The 18436-nt window shown below is 66.4% G+C and carries 13 protein-coding genes and 1 tRNA gene; 11 read left to right on the forward strand and 3 right to left on the reverse strand.

The window, feature by feature from the left end; genetic code table 11:
• Positions 1-458 precede the first annotated feature (458 nt).
• The 7 genes from EPN33_08025 to EPN33_08055 all read left to right on the forward strand — a co-directional run bounded on the left by EPN33_08025 (position 459) and on the right by EPN33_08055 (position 7240).
• Positions 459-1040, forward strand: coding sequence for a DUF4065 domain-containing protein (locus EPN33_08025; GenBank protein TAN22399.1), 582 nt, complete (start codon positions 459-461; stop codon positions 1038-1040).
• A gap of 98 nt (positions 1041-1138) precedes the next feature.
• A complete protein-coding gene (locus EPN33_08030; GenBank protein ID TAN22400.1) occupies positions 1139-1432 on the forward strand; it encodes a hypothetical protein in 294 nt (97 codons plus the stop codon).
• Positions 1433-1486: 54 nt separating this feature from the next.
• The gene (gene flhA / locus EPN33_08035) at positions 1487-3625 is read left to right on the forward strand and encodes a flagellar biosynthesis protein FlhA (GenBank protein TAN22401.1); all 2139 of its coding nucleotides are present in this window, start codon (positions 1487-1489) and stop codon (positions 3623-3625) included.
• Between the two features lie 3 nt (positions 3626-3628).
• Positions 3629-4423 carry a FliA/WhiG family RNA polymerase sigma factor gene (locus tag EPN33_08040; GenBank protein ID TAN22402.1) on the forward strand — a complete coding sequence of 265 codons (795 nt, stop codon included), beginning with the start codon at positions 3629-3631 and terminating at the stop codon, positions 4421-4423.
• A gap of 6 nt (positions 4424-4429) precedes the next feature.
• Positions 4430-5407, forward strand: coding sequence for a hypothetical protein (locus tag EPN33_08045; protein ID TAN22403.1), 978 nt, complete (start codon positions 4430-4432; stop codon positions 5405-5407).
• Positions 5408-6071: 664 nt separating this feature from the next.
• Entirely contained in the window at positions 6072-6326 is a 255-nt protein-coding gene (locus tag EPN33_08050; protein ID TAN22411.1) for a flagellar motor switch protein FliN, read from the forward strand.
• Positions 6323-7240: a hypothetical protein gene (locus EPN33_08055; GenBank protein ID TAN22404.1), complete on the forward strand. Its 918-nt coding sequence runs from the start codon at positions 6323-6325 to the stop codon at positions 7238-7240. The genes EPN33_08050 and EPN33_08055 overlap by 4 nt, the downstream gene beginning before the upstream one ends.
• On the opposite strand, the gene EPN33_08060 is transcribed toward EPN33_08055, so the two are convergent.
• The 3 genes from EPN33_08060 to EPN33_08070 all read right to left on the reverse strand — a co-directional run bounded on the left by EPN33_08060 (position 7230) and on the right by EPN33_08070 (position 12250).
• Positions 7230-8108 carry a hypothetical protein gene (locus EPN33_08060; GenBank protein TAN22405.1) on the reverse strand — a complete coding sequence of 293 codons (879 nt, stop codon included), beginning with the start codon at positions 8106-8108 and terminating at the stop codon, positions 7230-7232. The two genes, EPN33_08055 and EPN33_08060, sit on opposite strands and share 11 nt — an antisense overlap.
• 4 nt (positions 8109-8112) lie before the next feature.
• On the reverse strand, positions 8113-11808 hold the full coding sequence (locus EPN33_08065) for a hypothetical protein (protein TAN22406.1): 3696 nt from the start codon (positions 11806-11808) through the stop codon (positions 8113-8115).
• Between the two features lie 367 nt (positions 11809-12175).
• Positions 12176-12250 (reverse strand) — tRNA-Cys (locus tag EPN33_08070).
• 36 nt (positions 12251-12286) lie between these two features.
• On the opposite strand from EPN33_08070, the gene EPN33_08075 reads away from it, so the two are divergent.
• From EPN33_08075 to EPN33_08090, 4 genes are read left to right on the forward strand one after another with little or no spacing between them, the layout of a single operon-like run.
• Complete coding sequence (locus EPN33_08075; protein TAN22407.1) at positions 12287-13936, forward strand: class A beta-lactamase-related serine hydrolase; 1650 nt, start codon at positions 12287-12289, stop codon at positions 13934-13936.
• A gap of 13 nt (positions 13937-13949) precedes the next feature.
• Positions 13950-15365: a CapA family protein gene (locus EPN33_08080; protein ID TAN22408.1), complete on the forward strand. Its 1416-nt coding sequence runs from the start codon at positions 13950-13952 to the stop codon at positions 15363-15365.
• A gap of 9 nt (positions 15366-15374) precedes the next feature.
• A complete protein-coding gene (locus tag EPN33_08085; protein ID TAN22409.1) occupies positions 15375-16742 on the forward strand; it encodes a CapA family protein in 1368 nt (455 codons plus the stop codon).
• Positions 16743-16797: 55 nt separating this feature from the next.
• Positions 16798-18204, forward strand: coding sequence for a M23 family metallopeptidase (locus tag EPN33_08090; GenBank protein TAN22410.1), 1407 nt, complete (start codon positions 16798-16800; stop codon positions 18202-18204).
• The last annotated feature ends 232 nt before the right edge of the window (positions 18205-18436 follow it).

Genomic DNA, 18436 nt, shown 5'->3' on the forward strand with positions numbered 1-18436 from the left:
TATACCCTCATCAACCTCGCCCGCGAAATGGCCCGCTAGCCAGATACCGGGGGCGCCTCTGCGCCTCCACAAGCGGCGGCTGGGCCCCGGGCCCCAGCCGCAGCGCTCCCACGGCCGCCGCGCGGCGGACACCAGTCAGCCGCGCTTTATCAATGCCGCCCAAAGGCCCGACGGGCGTGCCCACCTACACCCTCATCAACCTCGCCCGCGAAATGGCCCGCTAGCCAGATGCCGGGGGCGCCTCTGCGCCTCCGCAAGCGGCGGCTGGGCCCCGGGCCCCAGCCGCCGCGCTCCCACGGCCGCCGCGCGGCGGACACCAGTCAGCCGCGCTTTATCAATGCCGCCGAAAGGCCCCACCGGCGTGCCCACCTATACCCTCATCAACCTCGCCCGCGAAATGGCCCGGTAGCCACCTTTCGGGCAACTCGCCCACCCAGCTTTGCGTCATAATCTGTGGCATGGCAGGTGCCGGGACCGCGGTGGCGAAGGAACCCATCCAGCTTCCTTTCAATGAAACCAAGGTGACGCAGGCGGCAGCGCTGCTGCTTGCATTGCGCGGCGGCCGCATGCATTACCTGAAGCTCATTAAACTGCTCTACATCGCCGACCGCACCGCCCTACAGCGCTGGGGCGTGCCGATCACTATGGACCGATACGTTGCCATGGACCATGGGCCGGTCGTCAGTCGAACGTTCAATCTGATCCAGGGTTTCGGTGCCTCGACTTGGAGCCAGTTTATTTCTGATCCCATGGGCGAGCATGAAGTTGAGTTACGCGGCGACCCCGGGACCTCGCTGCTCTCTGCCGCAGAAGAAAAACTGCTCCGCGAAGTCTTCCAGCAGTGGGGTCACCGGAGCCGCTGGGCCCTGGTGGACGAGACACATCAGTTCGCGGAATGGCACGATCCGCACGGCAGTTCCACCCCGATCACGATTGTTGATATCCTCCGCGCATTTGGCGAAAGTGACAAGTCGATTGCCCATCAATTGGCGGTGTTGGCCAACGCAAGTGCGGCGCAGTCGCGCTTCGCCGGCCACTAATGCTCCGCGAAGGGAGCACCTTCCTTTACGCTGAGACAGATGCAGCCACCTCGCATCTTCACATCGTACTGACGCCGCCAGAGAACGGTGAGGCGGTCGTGGTCAGCATCACCACGCTCTATCCGGACTCCAAGTTGGAGCGCATCCTCGTCCTCCACGCGGGCGACCACCCCTTCCTCACGCGTCACGAATCTGTGCCTGCTTACCCATTTGCCAAATTCTTCCCCATCGCTGAGATCGAGGCCGCCCTCGCGAATGGTGAGGCCAAGCCCCGCGAAGATGCATCATCGGCCTTGGTCGCCAGAATCCTGCTTGCCCTCATTGAGTCCGACCGTACACCGAACCACGTGCGCGCTTATTGCCGAACTTTGGCGGACAAACCCAAAATCTAAGAAGTCTCTAATCTTTCGTGGTGCTTGGATTGCAGCAGTAGCGGCAGACGCTCTATGCCTGCGCACGCCAAAGCCCTGAAGCCCGCGCCCGCCGCCGCTGCCGCGGGACTGGGCGAAGGCGCGGCGCCCGCCAAAGTCACCGGCTGGCTGCGCAAACCGGCGCATGCCATGGACTGGGGCCTGCCGGTCATGGCGGTGGCGCTGGTGTTTTTGCTGCTGGTGCCGATTCCAGCCATGGCGCTGGATTTTCTGCTGACCATCAGCATCGCCATCTCGGTGCTGGTGCTGCTGGTCGCGGTGCAGATTCTGCGGCCGGTCCAGTTCAACGTTTTCCCCAGCCTGCTGCTGCTGTTAACCCTGTTCCGGCTGTCGCTGAACCTGGCCAGCAGCCGCCGCATTCTGCTGCACGGCTCCGAGGGGGTGTTTGCCGCCGGCCACGTCATCGAGGCCTTCGGGCAGTTCGTCGTGGGCGGCAACTACGTCGTCGGCTTTGTCATCTTCCTGGCGCTGATCGCCATTCAGTTCCTGGTGGTCAGTCATGGCGCCGTGCGTACCGCGGAAGTCACCGCGCGCTTCACCCTCGATGCCCTGCCCGGCAAGCAGATGGCGATTGATGCCGACCTCAACGCCGGTCTGATCAACGAAGTGCAAGCGCGTGAGCGCCGCCAGGCGATTGCCCGCGAAGCCGAGTTCTACGGCGCCATGGATGGCGCGGCGCGCTTCAATCAGCGCGATTCCATGGCGACCATCCTGATCACCGCCATCAACATCATCGCCGGCTTCCTGATTGGCGTCTTTCAGCAGCACATGGCCTTCGCCGACGCGCTCAAGACCTACACGATTCTGACCGTCGGCGACGGCCTGGTGACCCTGATCCCGTCACTGCTGGTCTCCGTAGCCGGCGCCATCGTCATTACCCGTGCCAGCAGCGATCACAGCCTGGGCACCGACCTGGGCCTGCAACTGCTCGCCCGGCCGCGGGCGCTGTGGCTGGGGGCGGCGGCGCTGGGGGCGCTGGCCCTCATGCCCGGCCTGCCCAAAGTCTCCTTCCTGCTGCTGGGCGGCTTGCTCGCCTTTGGTGCGAGCAAGCTGGGCAAACTGGCCGCCAAAGACAAGGCCGCCGCCGAGGGCGGCGCGCACCCGGCCGCAGCCTCACCCGAGGCCCTGGAGCCGCTGCTCAAAGTTGAGCCGCTGGCGCTGGAGGTCGGCTATGCCCTGGTGCCGCTGGTGGATGAGGCCCAGGGCGGCCGGCTGCTCGGGCGCGTGCGCGCGCTGCGCAAGCAGTTGGCGCTGCAGTTGGGTTTCATCATTCCCTCCATCCACATCACCGACAACCTGCAACTGCAGCCGCACGAATATGTGCTCTCGCTGCGCGGCGTCGAGATCGGCCGCTACGAAACCTGCCAGAACTGCCTGCTGGCCATTCACTCCGGCGCCGACGCCCCCGCGCTCGAGGGCAAGGAGACCCACGAACCCGCCTTTGGCGTGCCCGCCCGCTGGATTCAGCCGCAACAGCAGGAACAGGCCCTGGCCGACGGCTTTGCCGTGGTGGATCAGACCGCCGTCATGGCCACCCACATCGCCGAGCTCATCCGCCAGAACGCCCATGAGTTACTGACCCGCCAGGAGACACAGCGCCTGCTGGATGCCCTCAATGACAGCCATCCCAAGCTGGTGGAAGAGTTGGTCCCCAAATTGCTGAGCTTGGGTGAGCTACAAAGAATTCTTCAGCAACTTCTAAGAGAGCACGTGTCCATCCGCGATTTACCCACGATTCTGGAGGCGCTGATCGAAGCCGCGGGCAGCAAGAAAAACCCCGTCGGCATGGTCGAAGCCGCCCGCCAGGCGCTGGGCCGCGCGCTGGTGCAGCCCCTGCTGGCGGCCGACGGCTCCCTGCAGGTCATTACCCTCGCCGGCATGCTGGAGGAAGAACTCGACCGCGCCTTCGATCCCCAGGCGCAACCCGCGCTCCCCGCGCCCGGCTCCGCGGGCCTCGCCCGCCGCGTGCTCGATGGCCTGAAAAAATTTGCCTACGATCCCGCCGTGGGCGCGCCCCAGGTGCTGCTCTGCCACTCCCCCGCCCGTTTCTACCTGCGCCGCATGCTGGAGGCGAACTGGCCCCGGCTCAGCGTGGTCTCGCCGGGCGAAATTCCCGCCAAGGTCCCGGTGCATTCCCTGGGCATGGTGACCTAAGCCATGAACGCCGCCGCCCGCCAATACGAAGCCCCGCAGACGCTCGACGCCGCCGAGCGCGAGCGCCTGCTGCTGGAGCATCTGCCCCAGGTGCGCTACGTGGCGCGGCGCATCCACGAGCGGCTGCCGCAACAGGTCCTGCTGGAAGATCTGGTCCAGGCCGGGGTGCTGGGATTAATCGACGCCCTGCACAAATACAATCCCGCCCGCAACGCCCAACTGGCGACCTACGCCCGCTTCCGCATCCGCGGTGCCATTCTCGACAGCCTGCGCGCGCTCGACTGGAGTCCGCGCGAGCTCCGCCGTCAGGGCCGCGAGCTGCAGAACGCTTTCGCCGAGCTGCAGGATAAGCTCGGCCGCGCCCCCACCGAAGAGGAGTTGTGCGCAGCGCTCTCGCTCACGACCGCCGAATATCACAACCTGGTCGCCGCGCTCAACCACCTCGAGCTCGACGCCGGCAGCCCCGAGCCCGACGCCACGCCGGCAATTGAAACCGTCATCAGCCCCGACCCCGATCCCTTCGAGCTCTGCCGCCGCGGCGAATCCAAGGCACTGCTGGCGCGCCTGATTGCCGAGCTGCCGGAGCGCGATCAGCAGATTCTGAGCCTCTACTACTTTGAAGAGCTGACCATGAAGGAGGTCGGCCAGGTGCTGGGCATCGGCGAATCGCGCATCTCGCAGATCCACGGCGCGCTGCTCGTCAAGCTCAAGACGAAACTGTGCGACGCCCTGCAGCCGCCCGCCGCGGCCATCCTGGAGAACCCCTCGAACGCGGGCGCCGCCGCCTTACTGGGATAACGCACCATGGAACGCAGCCTCAATCAGGACGAAATCGATTTTCTCTTCCGCGCCGCGCGCGGCCTGCGCACCGGCAGCAAGCGCCGCCCGCGCCAGCTCACCCGCTGCGACTTCCGCCAGGCCGGCCAGCTCACCCGCGAACAGGCGCGCGTCGTCGGCGGCCTGCACGAAAGCTTCGCCCGCAATCTCGCCCACGTCCTGGGCGCGCACCTGCGCAATCATATTGAAGTCACCCTCGTCGCCATCGAGCAATTGGGCTTTGAGGAATTCACCCAGCGGCTGCCGGAAATCTCCTATGTCGCTTCCCTCGCCGTCAACCCCATCGGCGTCAGCGCCGCCTTGCAACTGGATCTCAGCCTGGTTTTCCCCATGATCGACCTGGTCCTGGGTGGCAATGGCAGCAGCGAGCATGCGTCCACCGAAGTCACCGAAATCGAAGAACAGTTGCTGGAAAGCATCGTGGCCATCATCACCCGCGAACTGCAGCAGGTCTGGCAGCCGGTGCTGGATTTGCGTTTCGCCTTCGAGCACCGTCAGCCCATGACCCAGATCGTGCGCCTGATGCCGCCCCACGAAAAAGTGCTGGCCATCAGCTTCGAGCTGCACCTGGCGCACACCCGCGGCTCGCTCAACCTCGCCTTCCCGGCGGTTATCTCCACCGGGCTGCTGCGCAAGCTGTCGGAATCGCCCGTCTACCACCGCCGCCAGGAGGGCTTCGATACCCGCCCGCGCATGCGCGAGCGCCTGCTCGGCGCCGGCTTTCCGGTGGAGCTGGTCTTGCCGCCGGCGAAAATTCCCATCCGCCGCCTGCTGACGCTCGAAGTGGGCGAAGTCCTGCGTTTCGGGCACGGCAGCGAGACCTCAGCCTGGATCAAGGTCGCCGGCCAGCCGGTGGCGGAGGCACACGCCGTCCGCCAGGGCCGCCGCCGCGCCGCGCTGCTTGCCAGCCTGCCGGTTGCGCTGCGGCCGGAGGAAGGAAGCTAAGCCTATGGCAGAGACCAACGAGAACGATCTGCACAACGAAGCGCCGATGGGCGTGCCCGGCGAAGTCCCGGCGCCCACGCCACAGCAGACCTATGCCGATATCTGGGCGGCGGCCTCGCTTGAAATCATCCAGAGCCTGAGCGGCGACACCCGCTGGACCATCGCGCCCGCACCGCCGGAATCCGGCGATGCCGTGATTGAGGTCGTGGCCTTCGTGGAATTGACCGGCGCGCTCGCCGGCATCCAGCAGATCCGGCTGCACCGCACCGAAAGCCGCACCTGGGCGCAGTTGCTCGTGCCCCCCGCCGCCGATGCGCCCCGCACGCGCTCCAGTCCGCTCGATGACGCCGAACGCGATGCCCTCACCGACGTCATCCGCCGCGTCGTCTCCGTCGCCGCCGCCGGCCTCAGCACCAACGGCTGGGGCGAAGTGCTCGGCGACCTGCGCCATCTCGGCCCGCTGCGCCGCACCGCGGAAACCAACACCGAAGGCGACGTGCTGAGCTTCAGCCACCCCGACGGCAACCGCCTCGGCTTCGTCATGGTCTACGACGGCTCGCTGCGCGACCAGATCCAGGCGCACCTCAGCTCCAGCGGCGCCGCCACGCCCACCCGCACGCCTACCGGTCTGCACCCGCCCGCCACCAGCACCGCCCGCTTCGACATGCTGCTCGATGTCGAGCTGGACGTCACGCTCCGCTTCGGCAACCGCCAAATGCTGCTGCACGACATCGCCGAACTTTCGCCCGGCTCCGTGCTGGAGCTGGACCGGCAAATCGACGATCCGGTCGAGCTGCTGGTGGGCGGCAAGATCATCGCCTGGGGCGAAGTGGTCGTCGTCGACGGCAACTACGGCTTGCGCATTAACCGCCTGGTCCACCGGCGCGAGCGCATGGCCGCGGTGGAGGCGGCGCGATGAACCGCGCTTCCGCCTCCGCCGTTGCCCTGCCGCCGCGCCCGCTGGCCTCTGCCGGCGCTGCGGCCGCGGCGCTGCCCGGCTGGCATTCCTGGCGCCGGCGCTGGGAGTGTCTGGGTCCGGATTGCGCCGAGCGCGAAGGGCTGCGCTCCTGGTGCAAACTGCCCGCACGGATCCAATTTCAGCAGGGCTGGTGCTGCGGCCTGGAATGCCTCGAAGCTGCGGTGGAGCTGCACGCCCGCCGCCTGCTGCGCGAGCATGAAACCCACGCGCCCCGGCCGCACCGTATCCCGCTCGGCCTGCTGCTGCTCTCCCACGGCCAGATCACGCAACCGCAGTTGCGCGCCGCGCTGGATGCGCAAAATCTCCACGGCGGCCGCGTGGGCGAATGGCTGGTGCGCCAGGGCGCCGCCAGCGAAGCCGCCATTACCGCCGCCGTCGGCCTGCAATGGGCGCGGCCAACCTTTCCCCTGACCGAAACCCAGGCCTGGCGTCAGTACCGCGGCTGGGTGCCGCAGGCGCTGCTCGAATCCCTGGGCATGCTGCCCCTCTACTTCGCGCCCGCCAGCCGCCGCCTGCACGTGGGCTTCACCCAGATTGTCGACGCCACCGCCCTCGCCGCCCTGCAAACCATGCTCGAATGCAAGCCGCTCGCCTGCATCGTCGCCGATTCTGCCTGGAACGCGGCGATGGAAGAGAGCCGCGGCATCCCCCTGAAGGCCGGCATCGAAAACGTCGCCCTCACCGACGTCGAAGGCCCTGAAGAAGTCGCCGCCATCACCCGCCAGTACGCCCGCGTCGCCGGCGCCCGCGAGATCCGCCTCGCCGCCGCCGGCGGCTATCTCTGGCTCCGCCTCCGCGGCCAGCGCCTCCTCCACCTCACCCTCCGCCCCCGCACGCGCCCCATCAGCCTGTAACTGCCAGCGACGCGTCGCCGACCGCGAGCTGGATCCGGGCCTCGCCGCCGGCTGCCGACACGCTCGTCGGCGTTAGCGCCGACAGCGCAAGCGCCACCACCGGCTGCTCCTGAGCATCGAAAAACGTGAGCCTGCCGCGGCGCACATCTCCCGCCGATCGCCAGGTTGAGAACGCGGCCGCTGCAGAAGCTGGCACGGTGAGCACCAGCGGCCCGAAGCTGACCTGCCGCGCACGTGTACAGGTGAGCGCGCTGACGGAAGTAGCCGTGCCCGCAACGGAGTCCAGTCCGGTGATCCCCATGCGGAAATTGCAGCGCGGCCAACTCCGCGTCGGCCGCGGCGGCAACACCGCCTTGCTCACTCCTTCCGGTCGCGCTTCCGCCAAGGCGATCCGAACCCGCAGGCGCGCCGGCGAGCAATCATCGCGTGATAGCGACGGGAATTCAATTTGCGCGATGCGGCCCCGCCAGCTTTCGGTCGCCATCGGGCGGCCGGCAGCATCCGTCCCGGTAAGGACGCCCGAGCGCCCCTCATCCTCGCCAGAAGCGAGCGACTCCGCCAGCCAAGCGTAAAACTCCGGCGCCATGCCGGCGCCTCCCTCCAGGATGAGGTCGCGAAAGCGGCGCGGCGCCGGAGGCAGCCGCGCGGGATGGCCGGGAACGAAGTCGGGCATGCCCCGGGTCGCGATCTGGCTGCCGCCGGATGCCTGCACCCAGCCGGCGAATTGGCCTTCAAGGAAGAAAGCCGTCTGGAAGCCATGGCTGGCCGCGCTGGCTGGAGCGGCCAGCCGTGGCTGCGACGTGCAGGCGGCAAGCCAGCCCGTTCCCACCCCAGCGGCCAGCAACGTTAGAAAGCTGCGGCGCTCCATCGCTCTACTGTACCGTCAGGGTCAACGCCTGGGAGTGACTCGCCGTGCCGGACGTTCCGGTCACCGTGAGCGTGTACGAGCCGGCGGCAATGCCCGGGTGGGACGGTGGCGCAGGTAGCGGCGGCGCGCTGCCGCCCCCGCCGCCGCACGCGACGGCCAGCAGCAGGCAGCTCAGCACGGCTCCGCCGAGCAGGCGCGGCACCCAGGTCCGGTGATTTTGCTGCCAGGCCAGCAGGCAGGAGCCTGTCAGCCCCGCTGCGAGCAGAAGCAACAGGTAAAACCACAGCCCGCCCCCGTCGAAAGGCCAATTTCCGGGCGCGATCTCGCTGGCCGCCGTGGTGGTGACGGTAACCGTAGCGGACGCACCGCTGGCAGTGGGCGTGACCGGTGTGGGCGCAATCGCACACGTGGCATCAGTGGGTGCGCCCGAGCAGGCCAGGGCAACGGAACCGGAGAAGCCATTGCTGGCGCTCAGCGTGAGCGTATAGGTAGCGCTCTGGCCGGGCGAGATCGACGCCGTGCTGGTTCCAGCGGCCAGTGCAAAATCTTGCACCGTAACCGTGACGGTCTGCGTGGCCGTGATCGCACCACTGGTTCCCGTGAGGGTGACCGTGTTGGCGCCATCTTTCAGCTGCGCGGCGGCGACCGTTACGGTAGCCGTGGCGCCAACGGCAACGCTGCTGGGGCTCACGGTGCAGCCAGTGGAGGGCGCGGTGCAGGCAAGCGCGACCGATCCGGAAAAGCCTGTGCCGGCCTGCGCCGTTACCGTCAACGTCGCCGGCGAACCCGCAACCACGGTCGGCTGTGCCGGCGTGATGGCTAGCGAGAAGCCGCCCGTACCGGTAACCGTAGCCGAAATGGTGTGGGTCACGCCGGCTTCATTGGTCCCCGAGAGCGTGATGGTGTTGGCGCCCGCCGCAACCGCGGTGGTCGCCAGGGTGACGGTGACGGGACTGCCCGCCGCCGCGGATTTAGGCGCGACGCTGCAGCCCGATGCTGGTGCGGTGCAGGCGTAGGTGATCGGGCCGGCTTCCCCGTTTTCTCCCGTGGCCGTCACCGCAAACGTCGCGGCTGTGCCGGTAACCACCTCTTGCGTGGCCGGGTTGGCCGCCAGTGTAAAATCCGGCGTGGGCACCGGCGCAATTTCCCACATGCCCCGGCCATGCGTGGCCGCGGCGAGTTCGCGCGATCCCGACCAGGCGGCCGGCGACAGCGCCAACTGCAGCACCGCCGCATCCGGCAGTCCTCCGCCAACCTGTTCCCACTGCTCGCCGGCTATCCCGCCATCGGTCGCCACAAACACGCCCACATCGGTGGCGACGTATATGTCGTTGTTCGGACCCAGCGGGTCGATCAAAACCCAGTTTGCGGGCGCATCCGGCAAATTCCCGCTGATGTCGGTCCAGCTTTGCCCCGCGTTCGTGGTCTTGAAAACGTGCCCTCCACCAAAGCCCTGCGCGCTGACGTAGACAATGTTGGGATCGATGGGATTGATCGCGACCGAACTCAACGGAATGAAGGACTGGGCATTGGGTAACGGCGCGGCCGCGACGTCGGTCCATCTCGCCGGAGCGCTGGGCGTTGCCGAAGTGAGATTGGTAGTCATCTGAACCTGCGCATCTTCGGTGACCGCCCAGGCAACGTCGGGGTTACTCGCCGAGGCTGCAAGACCGGTGATGTAGTCCCACGGCGTAGTGCAGGCGCTGTTGCCGGTCGTCAGATCATTGCTGTAAGGAAACCATCCACTCGCGCCGAAGACCGGCGCCGAGGTGTTGCCATCGGGTCCGGCCCAGACCCGGCAGGTGCCCAACAGCAGAAGACCGTTTTTGGGCTTGGGCATGAGCAGGTAGGGAACGTAGAAGTCAAAAATAGAGTCGGTGATCACACTGCTGTTGACCACTGGCATCGGACCATTGTTCGGGTCGCTGCCGGCGTCATCGGAACGAACCACGCTGATGCCGTAGAATTCGCTGAAGTACTGCTGGGCATTGGAAGGGTTTGTGGCTGTAAACCCGCCGTCGCCCTCCTCGTAGCGCGTCCAGGTCATGCCCGGACCGGTAAGCTTTTGCGTGCCGTTGTCCTGCGAGCCACCGATCCAGACGCCGGTCGCTTGCTGATCGGGCGCGACACTATGGAACTGGATGTTGCCGACGGTCGCGTTCAGATTTTGCCAGCTCGCGCCCGCGGCAGTGGTGGCCCACGCGCCGCCGTCGTTGCCGACAACCCAGGTCGTGGCGTTGAGTACGGCAATGGCATGCTGGTCGGAGTGCACTTCGTTCACCTGCGTGCCGTAGGAGTTCGTCAGGTCCGTCCAAGCCGTGCTGACGCCGTTGGAAGTCATGGCGGGGATGGTTGTTGTACTCCACAGGTCAAGTCCGCCCGCTATCAGGCCGGTGCCCCCGGCAGGCGCCGCCAAGTCCTGATCGTAGAAGCCCTGGCACGATCCGGGCTCGCAGTACAGGTTCGAAAACTGCCCGGCAGCAGCAGAGACGTCGGGCATGGGAACGGCAGTCCAGGTGCTGCCGCCATCGCTGGACTGGACCAAACCAGTGTCGCAGTTAGGCGAGTTCGCGGAGGTGCAGGCCGTTGGGGTAGCTGGGCGACCGGTGCTGTCGGCGATCAGGGCGTAAACAACACTGCCGCGGACCGCCAGCGACCCGCGGTAGAACTCGACCGTGGTCCCCACAACGTCGCTGGCGGCAATCCCTGCGGCGAAGGGCGAGCCTACGGCCGCCCACGTCTGGCCCTGATCGGTTGATTTATAGATACCCGCCTGGCTCACAGCAGCGTAATAGGTCTTCGAACCCGCATCGTAAACCAGATCGGTAACGCTCCCATCGGTGGGAGCTGGCACGGAGAACACCACCGACCAGGTGGCGCCGTGGTCGGTCGAGCGATAGATGCCCGCAGAGCCTGCACTCTCACCGCTATCACAGCAGGTGTGGTTGGAAGCTGCGGCCAGGACGATCGAGGGACTGGCCACATCGAAAATGATCCGCGAAAAGCCGAGGCCCAGCAGGGTGCGACTGCCCGCCGTGGTCACATCGGTCCAAGTCGTGCCGCCATCCGTGGATTCAAGAATGCCATCGCCGTAGTAGGAGTCACCTGCGCTATTCGGCTCGCCGGTGCCGATGAAAATCGTCTTGGAGTCGCTCGGATCCAAGCCGATAGCGCCGACCGCCAGCGTCGGCTGGTTGTCGGTGAGCGGCGTGAATACCGGCGAACTGCTCATGGCGTTCGTGGATTTCCACAGTCCGCCAAACGCCCCGCCGATATACACGGTGTTGCCGCTGCTGTCACTCGGGGCAATGGCCACCGCACTGACTCGGCCGGAGATATCGCCGTCGTCCTCCGAAGGCAGGCCGCCGAGCAGCGAACCGCTTGTGGCCTGGGGCCGTGGTCCCAGCTCTTTCCAGGTGCCGCTGCCGGTGGGGTTGAACCCGGCCAGATCAGGCGTGGCGCCCGCCGCGGGACGCGGGGCAAGGCGCACCTGCCGCCGCGCGACGAAAGCCTGGCGCAGATGGGCGGCCGCCGGCCGCGGGTCGGGCGAGCGCCGCCCGCGCAGAAACCACGCCGCGCGCGCGGTCGGGTCGTCGTGATGATCGCGCTCTTGCGCCTGCGCCGCCGCCGGCCGCAGCGCGACCAGCAGCGCCACCGCCAGAAGGGCAGGCAGATAAACCCCGGGCCTGGAACTCTGCATAAAGTACCCCACAGAGGTGAAACGCGAAAAACTGAGTAGGATCCTGCCAAGTCAGTGACTTAAATTATTATGTCAGTTCGATCATTGCCGGCAATCGAAAGTCGCCGGACGCGCGGCTATGCACCTGGCGCGGCACTCGGGCGGCAACGGAGCCTAGGGCCCTCCGGCGCAGCGGCCTGGCGGATTGAGAGAGCGGGGGAAACGACGCAGCGCGTCGTTTGCGAGCGTAGCCCGGCTGGGTGGCCGCGCACCCCCAGCGCCATCGCGTCAGCGGAGCCGGGGCGTAGGGGTCCCCGGCGCAGCGGTCTGGCGGCCTTAGAGAGCGGGCCGCGCGGCGCAGCCGCGCTGGGTGCCCGCGATTAGTGGATGGAGGCGCGGGTGAGAATCGAACTCACGAATAAAGGTTTTGCAGACCTCTGCCTTACCACTTGGCTACCGCGCCCAGACCATAAAGTTTAACATTGGGCGGAGGCAGCGCATGCGGTTGACATCGAGATGGGTGGGCATGGGGGCGATGGCGATGATGGCAGCGCTTGCGGCGGGTGCACAGTCGCTGCCACGGGCGCAGCAGACGGCGATCGATGCCGTTTTCCAGGATTTCAACACCCGCACGCCGGGATGCGTCGTCGGCATCAGCGAACACGGCCGCCAGGTGTTCGCGCGCGGCTACGGCATGGCGAGCCTCGAAAGCGCCACGCCGCTTACGCCCGCAAGCGTGCTGGAAATCGGCTCGGTCTCCAAGCAAATCACCGCCGCCAGCATTTTTCTGCTGCAACAGGAGGGCAAGCTCTCGCTCGACGACCCGGCGCAACGCTATCTGCCAGGCATGCCCGTGTACGCACACCCGCTGACCATCCGCGAGCTGCTGCACCACACCAGCGGCGTGCGTGACGTGATCCAGCTCATGCAGATGTCGGGCATCCGCACGAACGACTTCGCCACCATGCCCGACGCGCTGGCGCTGATCGAACGCCAGCGGGCGCTGAATTTTCCGCCCAACACGCGCTACCTGTACAGCAACTCCGGCTACGTGCTGCTGGCCGAAATCGTGCGGCGGGTTTCGGGCGAGCCGCTCAGCACATTTGCGGCCCAGCATATCTTCCAGCCGCTGGGCATGCGCCATTCCCAGATCGTGCTGGACCACCGGCTCGTGATCCCCGGCCGCACGCGCACCTATGCCCCCGCGCCGGGCTCCGGTTGGCGGCTCGAGGTCTCGCCCTGGCAGCAGATCGGCGATGGCGGCGTGAATACCACCGTGGGCGATCTGGAACTGTGGGCGGCGAACTTCTGGCGCCCGCGCGTCGGTGGCGCGCGGCTGATCCAGCAGTTGGAAACGCAGGGCGTGCTCAATGACGGCCGCACCATCGCCTACGCCGGTGGCCTCGAAGTGGACCAATACCGCGGCTTGCAACGCATCGCCCACGGCGGCTCGTGGCAGGGATTCCGGACGCAGTTCACCCTGTTCCCCAAGCCGCAGGTGGCGATCATTACCCTGTGCAACGTCGCCAGTGCCGACCCGGCGCTACGCAGCCGCAAAGTCGCCGACGTTATATTGGGCGATCAACTGGCGCCCGAGCCTGTACCGGCAGCCACGCCAACGCTCAGCGTCGCGCAATTACGTGCCTATGCCGGCTGGTACTGGTCGGCGGCAGATTACGACCTGCGGCAGGTGAGTGTTGACGGCGCCGCATTACGGCTGCGCCAGTGGCCGGGCCCCAGCGTCCGCCTGCAGCCGCTGGGGCAGGGAAAATTCCGCGCCGCCGGCGACACCCTCGTCTTTCAGCCGCTGGCACGTGGCATGCAACTGCGGCTGGAAGCGACGGGCGAGCTCCTGACACGCCAGCCGGCGGCGAGCGGGAACGCGGCCGGCACCCACGCCCTCGTTGGCCGCTATCAATCTCCGGCGCTGCAAGTGAGTTGGACGGTCGCTCAGGACAGCAAGGGCCTGCTGCTGCGCGCCTTCGGCGCCAATCCCAACCGGCTCGACACCGATCATAGCTACCCTGTGCGCCCGGCCATCGCCGGGGTGTTTATTGCCGGGCCCTACCTGCTGCAGTTCGACGGTGCGAGCCTGAAGGTTTCCGCCGGGCGGGCAGAAGGTATACGCTTTCGCAGAGTGACACAGTAAGGCGGTGACCGCGATGCGAGCAACTCCAATCACGCTGGGACTCATGCTGACCGCAGCGGTCGCGCTGGCCGCGCAAACCCCACTGCCAAAGCCGGGGCCCTTGCCCAATCCCGCGGCGCAAATTCCAGCCGAGCCGATCCCCGCTACCGTAAGCGATGGCTTTACCGTGACCGCGGTGGGCGACCTGATCATGGCGCATCCGCAGATGGAGGCGGGCGACGCGGCGTTTTTCCCTGTGGCCAAGCTGATTCAGGGCGCTAGCGTCGGCTTCGGCAACATGGAAAACACCCTCATCGACCGGCGCTACTTCCAGGGCTGGCCGGCCGCGGAAAATGGCGGTGGCGATGAAAATGGCCCGCCCTCAATTGCGCCCGATCTCAAAAAGATGGGCTTCGCGATGCTCGGCCACGCCAACAACCACGACACCGACTGGGGTCTGACGGGCATGGAAGCCACCGACAAGGTGCTGGACGCCGCCGGCCTGGTGCATGCCGGCACCGGCCGCAATCTCGCTGCGGCGCGCGCGCCGCGCTATCTCGAAACCCGCTGGGGGCGCATTGCGCTGGTGGCGGCGACGTCGAGCTTCGAAGCCATGGAGCCGGCGGGCGCCCCGCTGGGAGAGGCGCTCGGCCGTCCGGGCGTGAGCACGCTGCGCACCACGCTCTATCACCTCGTCACCCAGACACAGCTTGACGCCCTGCGTCAGATCTACGACACGCAGCCGGAACATCCCGCTCACCCGCTGCCGGCCAACAGCAAAGGCTTCACCCTGTTCGGCGTGCATTACCGCCTGGGACTAACGCCGGCGCTGCATTACACCATGAACCCCTACGATCTCAGCGGCATTCTCAAGGGCGTGCGCGAGGGCAAGGAAGACGCAAACTTCGCAATCTTCTACATCCACAGCCACCAGCCCGGCAACTGGAGCCCGGTGCCCGCCGATTTCCTGCAGCCGCTGGCCCATGACGTCATTGACGCCGGCGCGGACGAGTTTGTGGCCAGCGGCCCGCATCGGCTGCGCGGCATCGAAATCTACAAGGGCAAGCCGATCTTTTACAGCCTGGGCAATTTCTTTTTCGAGCTCGATGACCTGGAGCTGACCGCGCCCGCCTGGATGCAGCGCGAACATCTCAACGCCGCCACCACCACCGATGGCGAGTACGAGGCCTACCACACCGCGCATAACTTCGGCGCGAACTACTGGTATCAGAGCGTGGTCGCCGTGACCGGCTTCGAGCACGGCAAGCTCAGCGAAATCCGCCTGTACCCGGTAGACCTGGGCTACCACCGCATTCCCCAGGATCGCGGTGTCCCACAGCTCGCGCCGCCCGCCGAAGCCCGCGCGATTCTGGAGCGGCTGCAAAAGCTTTCCCAACCCTACGGCACGCACATCGAAATTCAGGGCAGCGTCGGCATCATTCACGGCTAGGGGGACGGTATGCTCGGCAAGCTGACGGCGACGACTCTGCTGCTGGCGGCAGGATTGATTGCGCAGCAAATGACGGCCAAGCCGGCTCCAGCTACAGCGGCGAAAGGGTTCACGCTGGCCGCAGTCGGCGATCTGATTCAGGCGCATCCGCAAATGGCGGCGGGGGATACAGCCTTTCTGCCTGTCGCCCAACTGGTGCAAGGCGCGGATGTGGGCTTTGGAAATCTGGAAAACAGCCTGCTTGACTGGCATACATTTCCCTACGCGCCCGCAGCGGAAAACGGCGGCGACGAGCTCAACGGCCCGCCCTCCATCGCGCCCGATCTAAAGAAAATGGGCTTCGAGATGCTGGCCCACGCCAACAACCACGACACCGACTGGGGCCTGGCGGGCATGGAAGCCACCGACAAAGCGCTCGACACCGCGGGACTGGTCCATGCCGGCACCGGCCGCAATCTGGCCGCAGCGCAGGCTCCACGTTACCTCGAAACGCACTGGGGAAGGATTGCAGTGGTGGCGACGACATCGAGCTTCGAACCCATGGAAGCCGCCGGCGCGCCGCTGGGCGAGGCGCTCGGCCGCCCAGGCGTAAGCACGCTGCGGACCACGCTCTACCACCTCGTCAACCAGCCGCAGTTCGACGCGCTGCGCCAGATCTACGACACCCAGCCGGAGCGTCCCGCCCACCCGCTGCCGGCCAACATCAAAGATTTCACCCTCTTCGGCGTGCATTATCGCCTGGGCCCTGCGCCCGCGCTCCATTACATGATGAATCCAAACGATCTGAGCGAAATTCTCAAAGGCGTACGCGAAGGCAAGGAAGACGCAAATTTCGAGATTTTCTACATCCATTGCCATCAACCCGGCAACTGGAGCGATCCGCCACCGGATTTTCTGCGCACCCTCGCGCACAGCGCCATCGATGCGGGCGCCGACGAGTTCGTCGCCAGCGGTCCCCATCGGCTGCGCGGTATCGAAATCTATCGCGGTAAGCCGATCTTCTACAGCCTCGGGAACTTTTTCTTTGAGATTGACGATCAGGAGGTCACCGCCGATACCTGGATGGAGCGTACCCACCTCGCTCCGGCGACGACCACCAATCAGGAGTACGAAGCTGTGCACCTCGCCCGCAGCTTCCGCGGCGAGGTGTGGTACCAGAGCGTGGTGGCGATCACGCAATGCGAACACGGCAGGCTGAGCGAAATCCGCCTCTACCCGATAGACCTGGGCTACCACCGCAGTCCCGCGGATCGGGGTGTCCCGCACCTCGCGCCGCCCGCCGAAGCCCGCGTGATTCTGGAGCGGCTGCAAAAGCTTTCCCAGCCCTTCGACACGCAGATCGAAATTCAGGGCAGCGTCGGCATCATCCGTCCCTGACCGGCGCGCTATAATCCAGCTTTGCTTCATTCCTGCCCGCCAAGGACTTCCCGCAGTGCCCAGTTTTGATTCTCAGCCCTCGCACCGCCTCCGTAATCTCGCCGTCGTCATCATCCTTGTCATCCTTATTGCGTTCGGCTACGCCTGGTTCCGCGGCACGGCGCCCAGCATTACCGCCTCCAATCTGCCCGCGGCGATTGGGCAGCACCGGCTGGTGACCTTCGACCTGCAGTCTCCCTCGGGCATCGCCAGCGTCGAAGCGCACTATGTGCAGAACGGCAAAACGATTCCCATCGCCCGCCGCAATTTTGCCGCGCGGCGCTGGTTCTCGACTGGTGACAGCCCCATCGTGGTGCATTTTTCCGTACAGGCGGGCCGCGCGGACACGCCCGGCCTGGAAGATGGCAAAGCCGAGCTGGTGGTGACGGCGCGCACGGCGACGCTCCGCGGCGCCGAGTCCAGCTTCGACCGCATCCTTACGATCTCCACCATCCCGCCCAGCGCCTATGCCATGAGCACGCAGGTTTACCTCAATCAGGGCGGCTCGGCCGTGGTGGTCTATCACACCTCGAAAAGCACCGCCTCGTCGGGCGTGGAGATGGCGGGCACGTTCTTCCCTGGCTACCCGTTGCCCAACGCCGCCCCCAGCAGCTCGGGCACCACCATGTTCGCCTTCTTCGCGTTCCCCTACGATGCGCCCTCAGATTCGCAGCCGCACCTCGTCGCCCGCGATGCCGCCGGCAATCAGGTGACCGCTTCGCTGCCGGTGACCACCTTCCCCAAGCAATTCCGGCATCGCACCCTGGTCATCAGTGATGACTTCATCCAGCGCGTGGTGATGCCCATCATCGCCAACATGGGGCTGAAAAACGAAGGCGACCCGGTGCAGAACTTCCTCGAAGTCAACCGCACCCTGCGCCAGACCGAGACCCAGCAACTGGTGGATGTGTCCAAACAGACCGCGCCCAAAATGCTCTGGCAGGGACCGTTCCTGCAGCTCGGCCACGCCGCGGTCGAAGCGGTGTTTGCCGATTTCCGCACTTATACCTACCATGGCCAGGTCATCGACCATGAAACCCACTTGGGCTACGACCTGGCCGCCGTGCGCCATACGCCGGTCAAGGCAGCCAACGCGGGCCGCGTGGTCTGGACCAAGTATTTCGGCATTTATGGCAATTGCGTCCTGATCGACCACGGCAACGGCCTGATGTCGCTCTACGCCCACCTGAATGACTTCACGGTCAAGCCGGGGGAGATGGTGGCCAAGGGCCAGCTCATCGCCCATAGCGACTCCACCGGCCTGGCCGGCGGCGACCATCTCCACTTCAGCATGCTGCTCGACGGCGTGCAGGTAAACCCGCTCGAATGGTGGGACCCGCACTGGGTCAAGGGCCGCATCGAGGCCAAATTGCAGGAATTTACTGCCGCCGCAACACCCGCCGCCGCCCCGCCTGCTAAGTAGCAGAGCCGACGCGTAGGGAGTGCCCGCGCCCCAGCCCCACGGCAGTAGCGCAGCCGCCGTGTACGGGGCGCCCGCGCACCCCAGCGCCACCGCCGCAGCGGAGCCGGGGCGTAGGGGCCCCCGGCGCAGCGGTCTCACGGCCTTAGAGAGCGGGCCGCGCGGCGCAGTCCGTCGTTTGCGGGCGTTGCCCGGCTGGCCGCCCGCGCACCCCAGCGCCACCGCCGCAGCGGAG

The sequence above is a fragment of the Acidobacteriota bacterium genome (genome assembly GCA_004299485.1).
Taxonomy (GTDB): Bacteria; Acidobacteriota; Terriglobia; order Terriglobales; family SCQP01; genus SCQP01.

Excerpts from the sequence above, each read along its gene's own strand:
- flhA (TAN22401.1), top strand. The coding sequence starts at position 1,487 with ATGCCTGCGCACGCCAAAGCCCTGAAGCCCGCGCCCGCCGCCGCTGCC.
- EPN33_08060 (TAN22405.1), bottom strand. The coding sequence starts at position 8,108 with ATGGAGCGCCGCAGCTTTCTAACGTTGCTGGCCGCTGGGGTGGGAACG.
- EPN33_08045 (TAN22403.1), top strand. The coding sequence starts at position 4,430 with ATGGAACGCAGCCTCAATCAGGACGAAATCGATTTTCTCTTCCGCGCC.
- EPN33_08050 (TAN22411.1), top strand. The coding sequence starts at position 6,072 with ATGCTGCTCGATGTCGAGCTGGACGTCACGCTCCGCTTCGGCAACCGC.
- EPN33_08040 (TAN22402.1), top strand. The coding sequence starts at position 3,629 with ATGAACGCCGCCGCCCGCCAATACGAAGCCCCGCAGACGCTCGACGCC.
- EPN33_08065 (TAN22406.1), bottom strand. The coding sequence starts at position 11,808 with ATGCAGAGTTCCAGGCCCGGGGTTTATCTGCCTGCCCTTCTGGCGGTG.
- EPN33_08080 (TAN22408.1), top strand. The coding sequence starts at position 13,950 with ATGCGAGCAACTCCAATCACGCTGGGACTCATGCTGACCGCAGCGGTC.
- EPN33_08025 (TAN22399.1), top strand. The coding sequence starts at position 459 with ATGGCAGGTGCCGGGACCGCGGTGGCGAAGGAACCCATCCAGCTTCCT.
- EPN33_08085 (TAN22409.1), top strand. The coding sequence starts at position 15,375 with ATGCTCGGCAAGCTGACGGCGACGACTCTGCTGCTGGCGGCAGGATTG.
- EPN33_08075 (TAN22407.1), top strand. The coding sequence starts at position 12,287 with ATGCGGTTGACATCGAGATGGGTGGGCATGGGGGCGATGGCGATGATG.
- EPN33_08055 (TAN22404.1), top strand. The coding sequence starts at position 6,323 with ATGAACCGCGCTTCCGCCTCCGCCGTTGCCCTGCCGCCGCGCCCGCTG.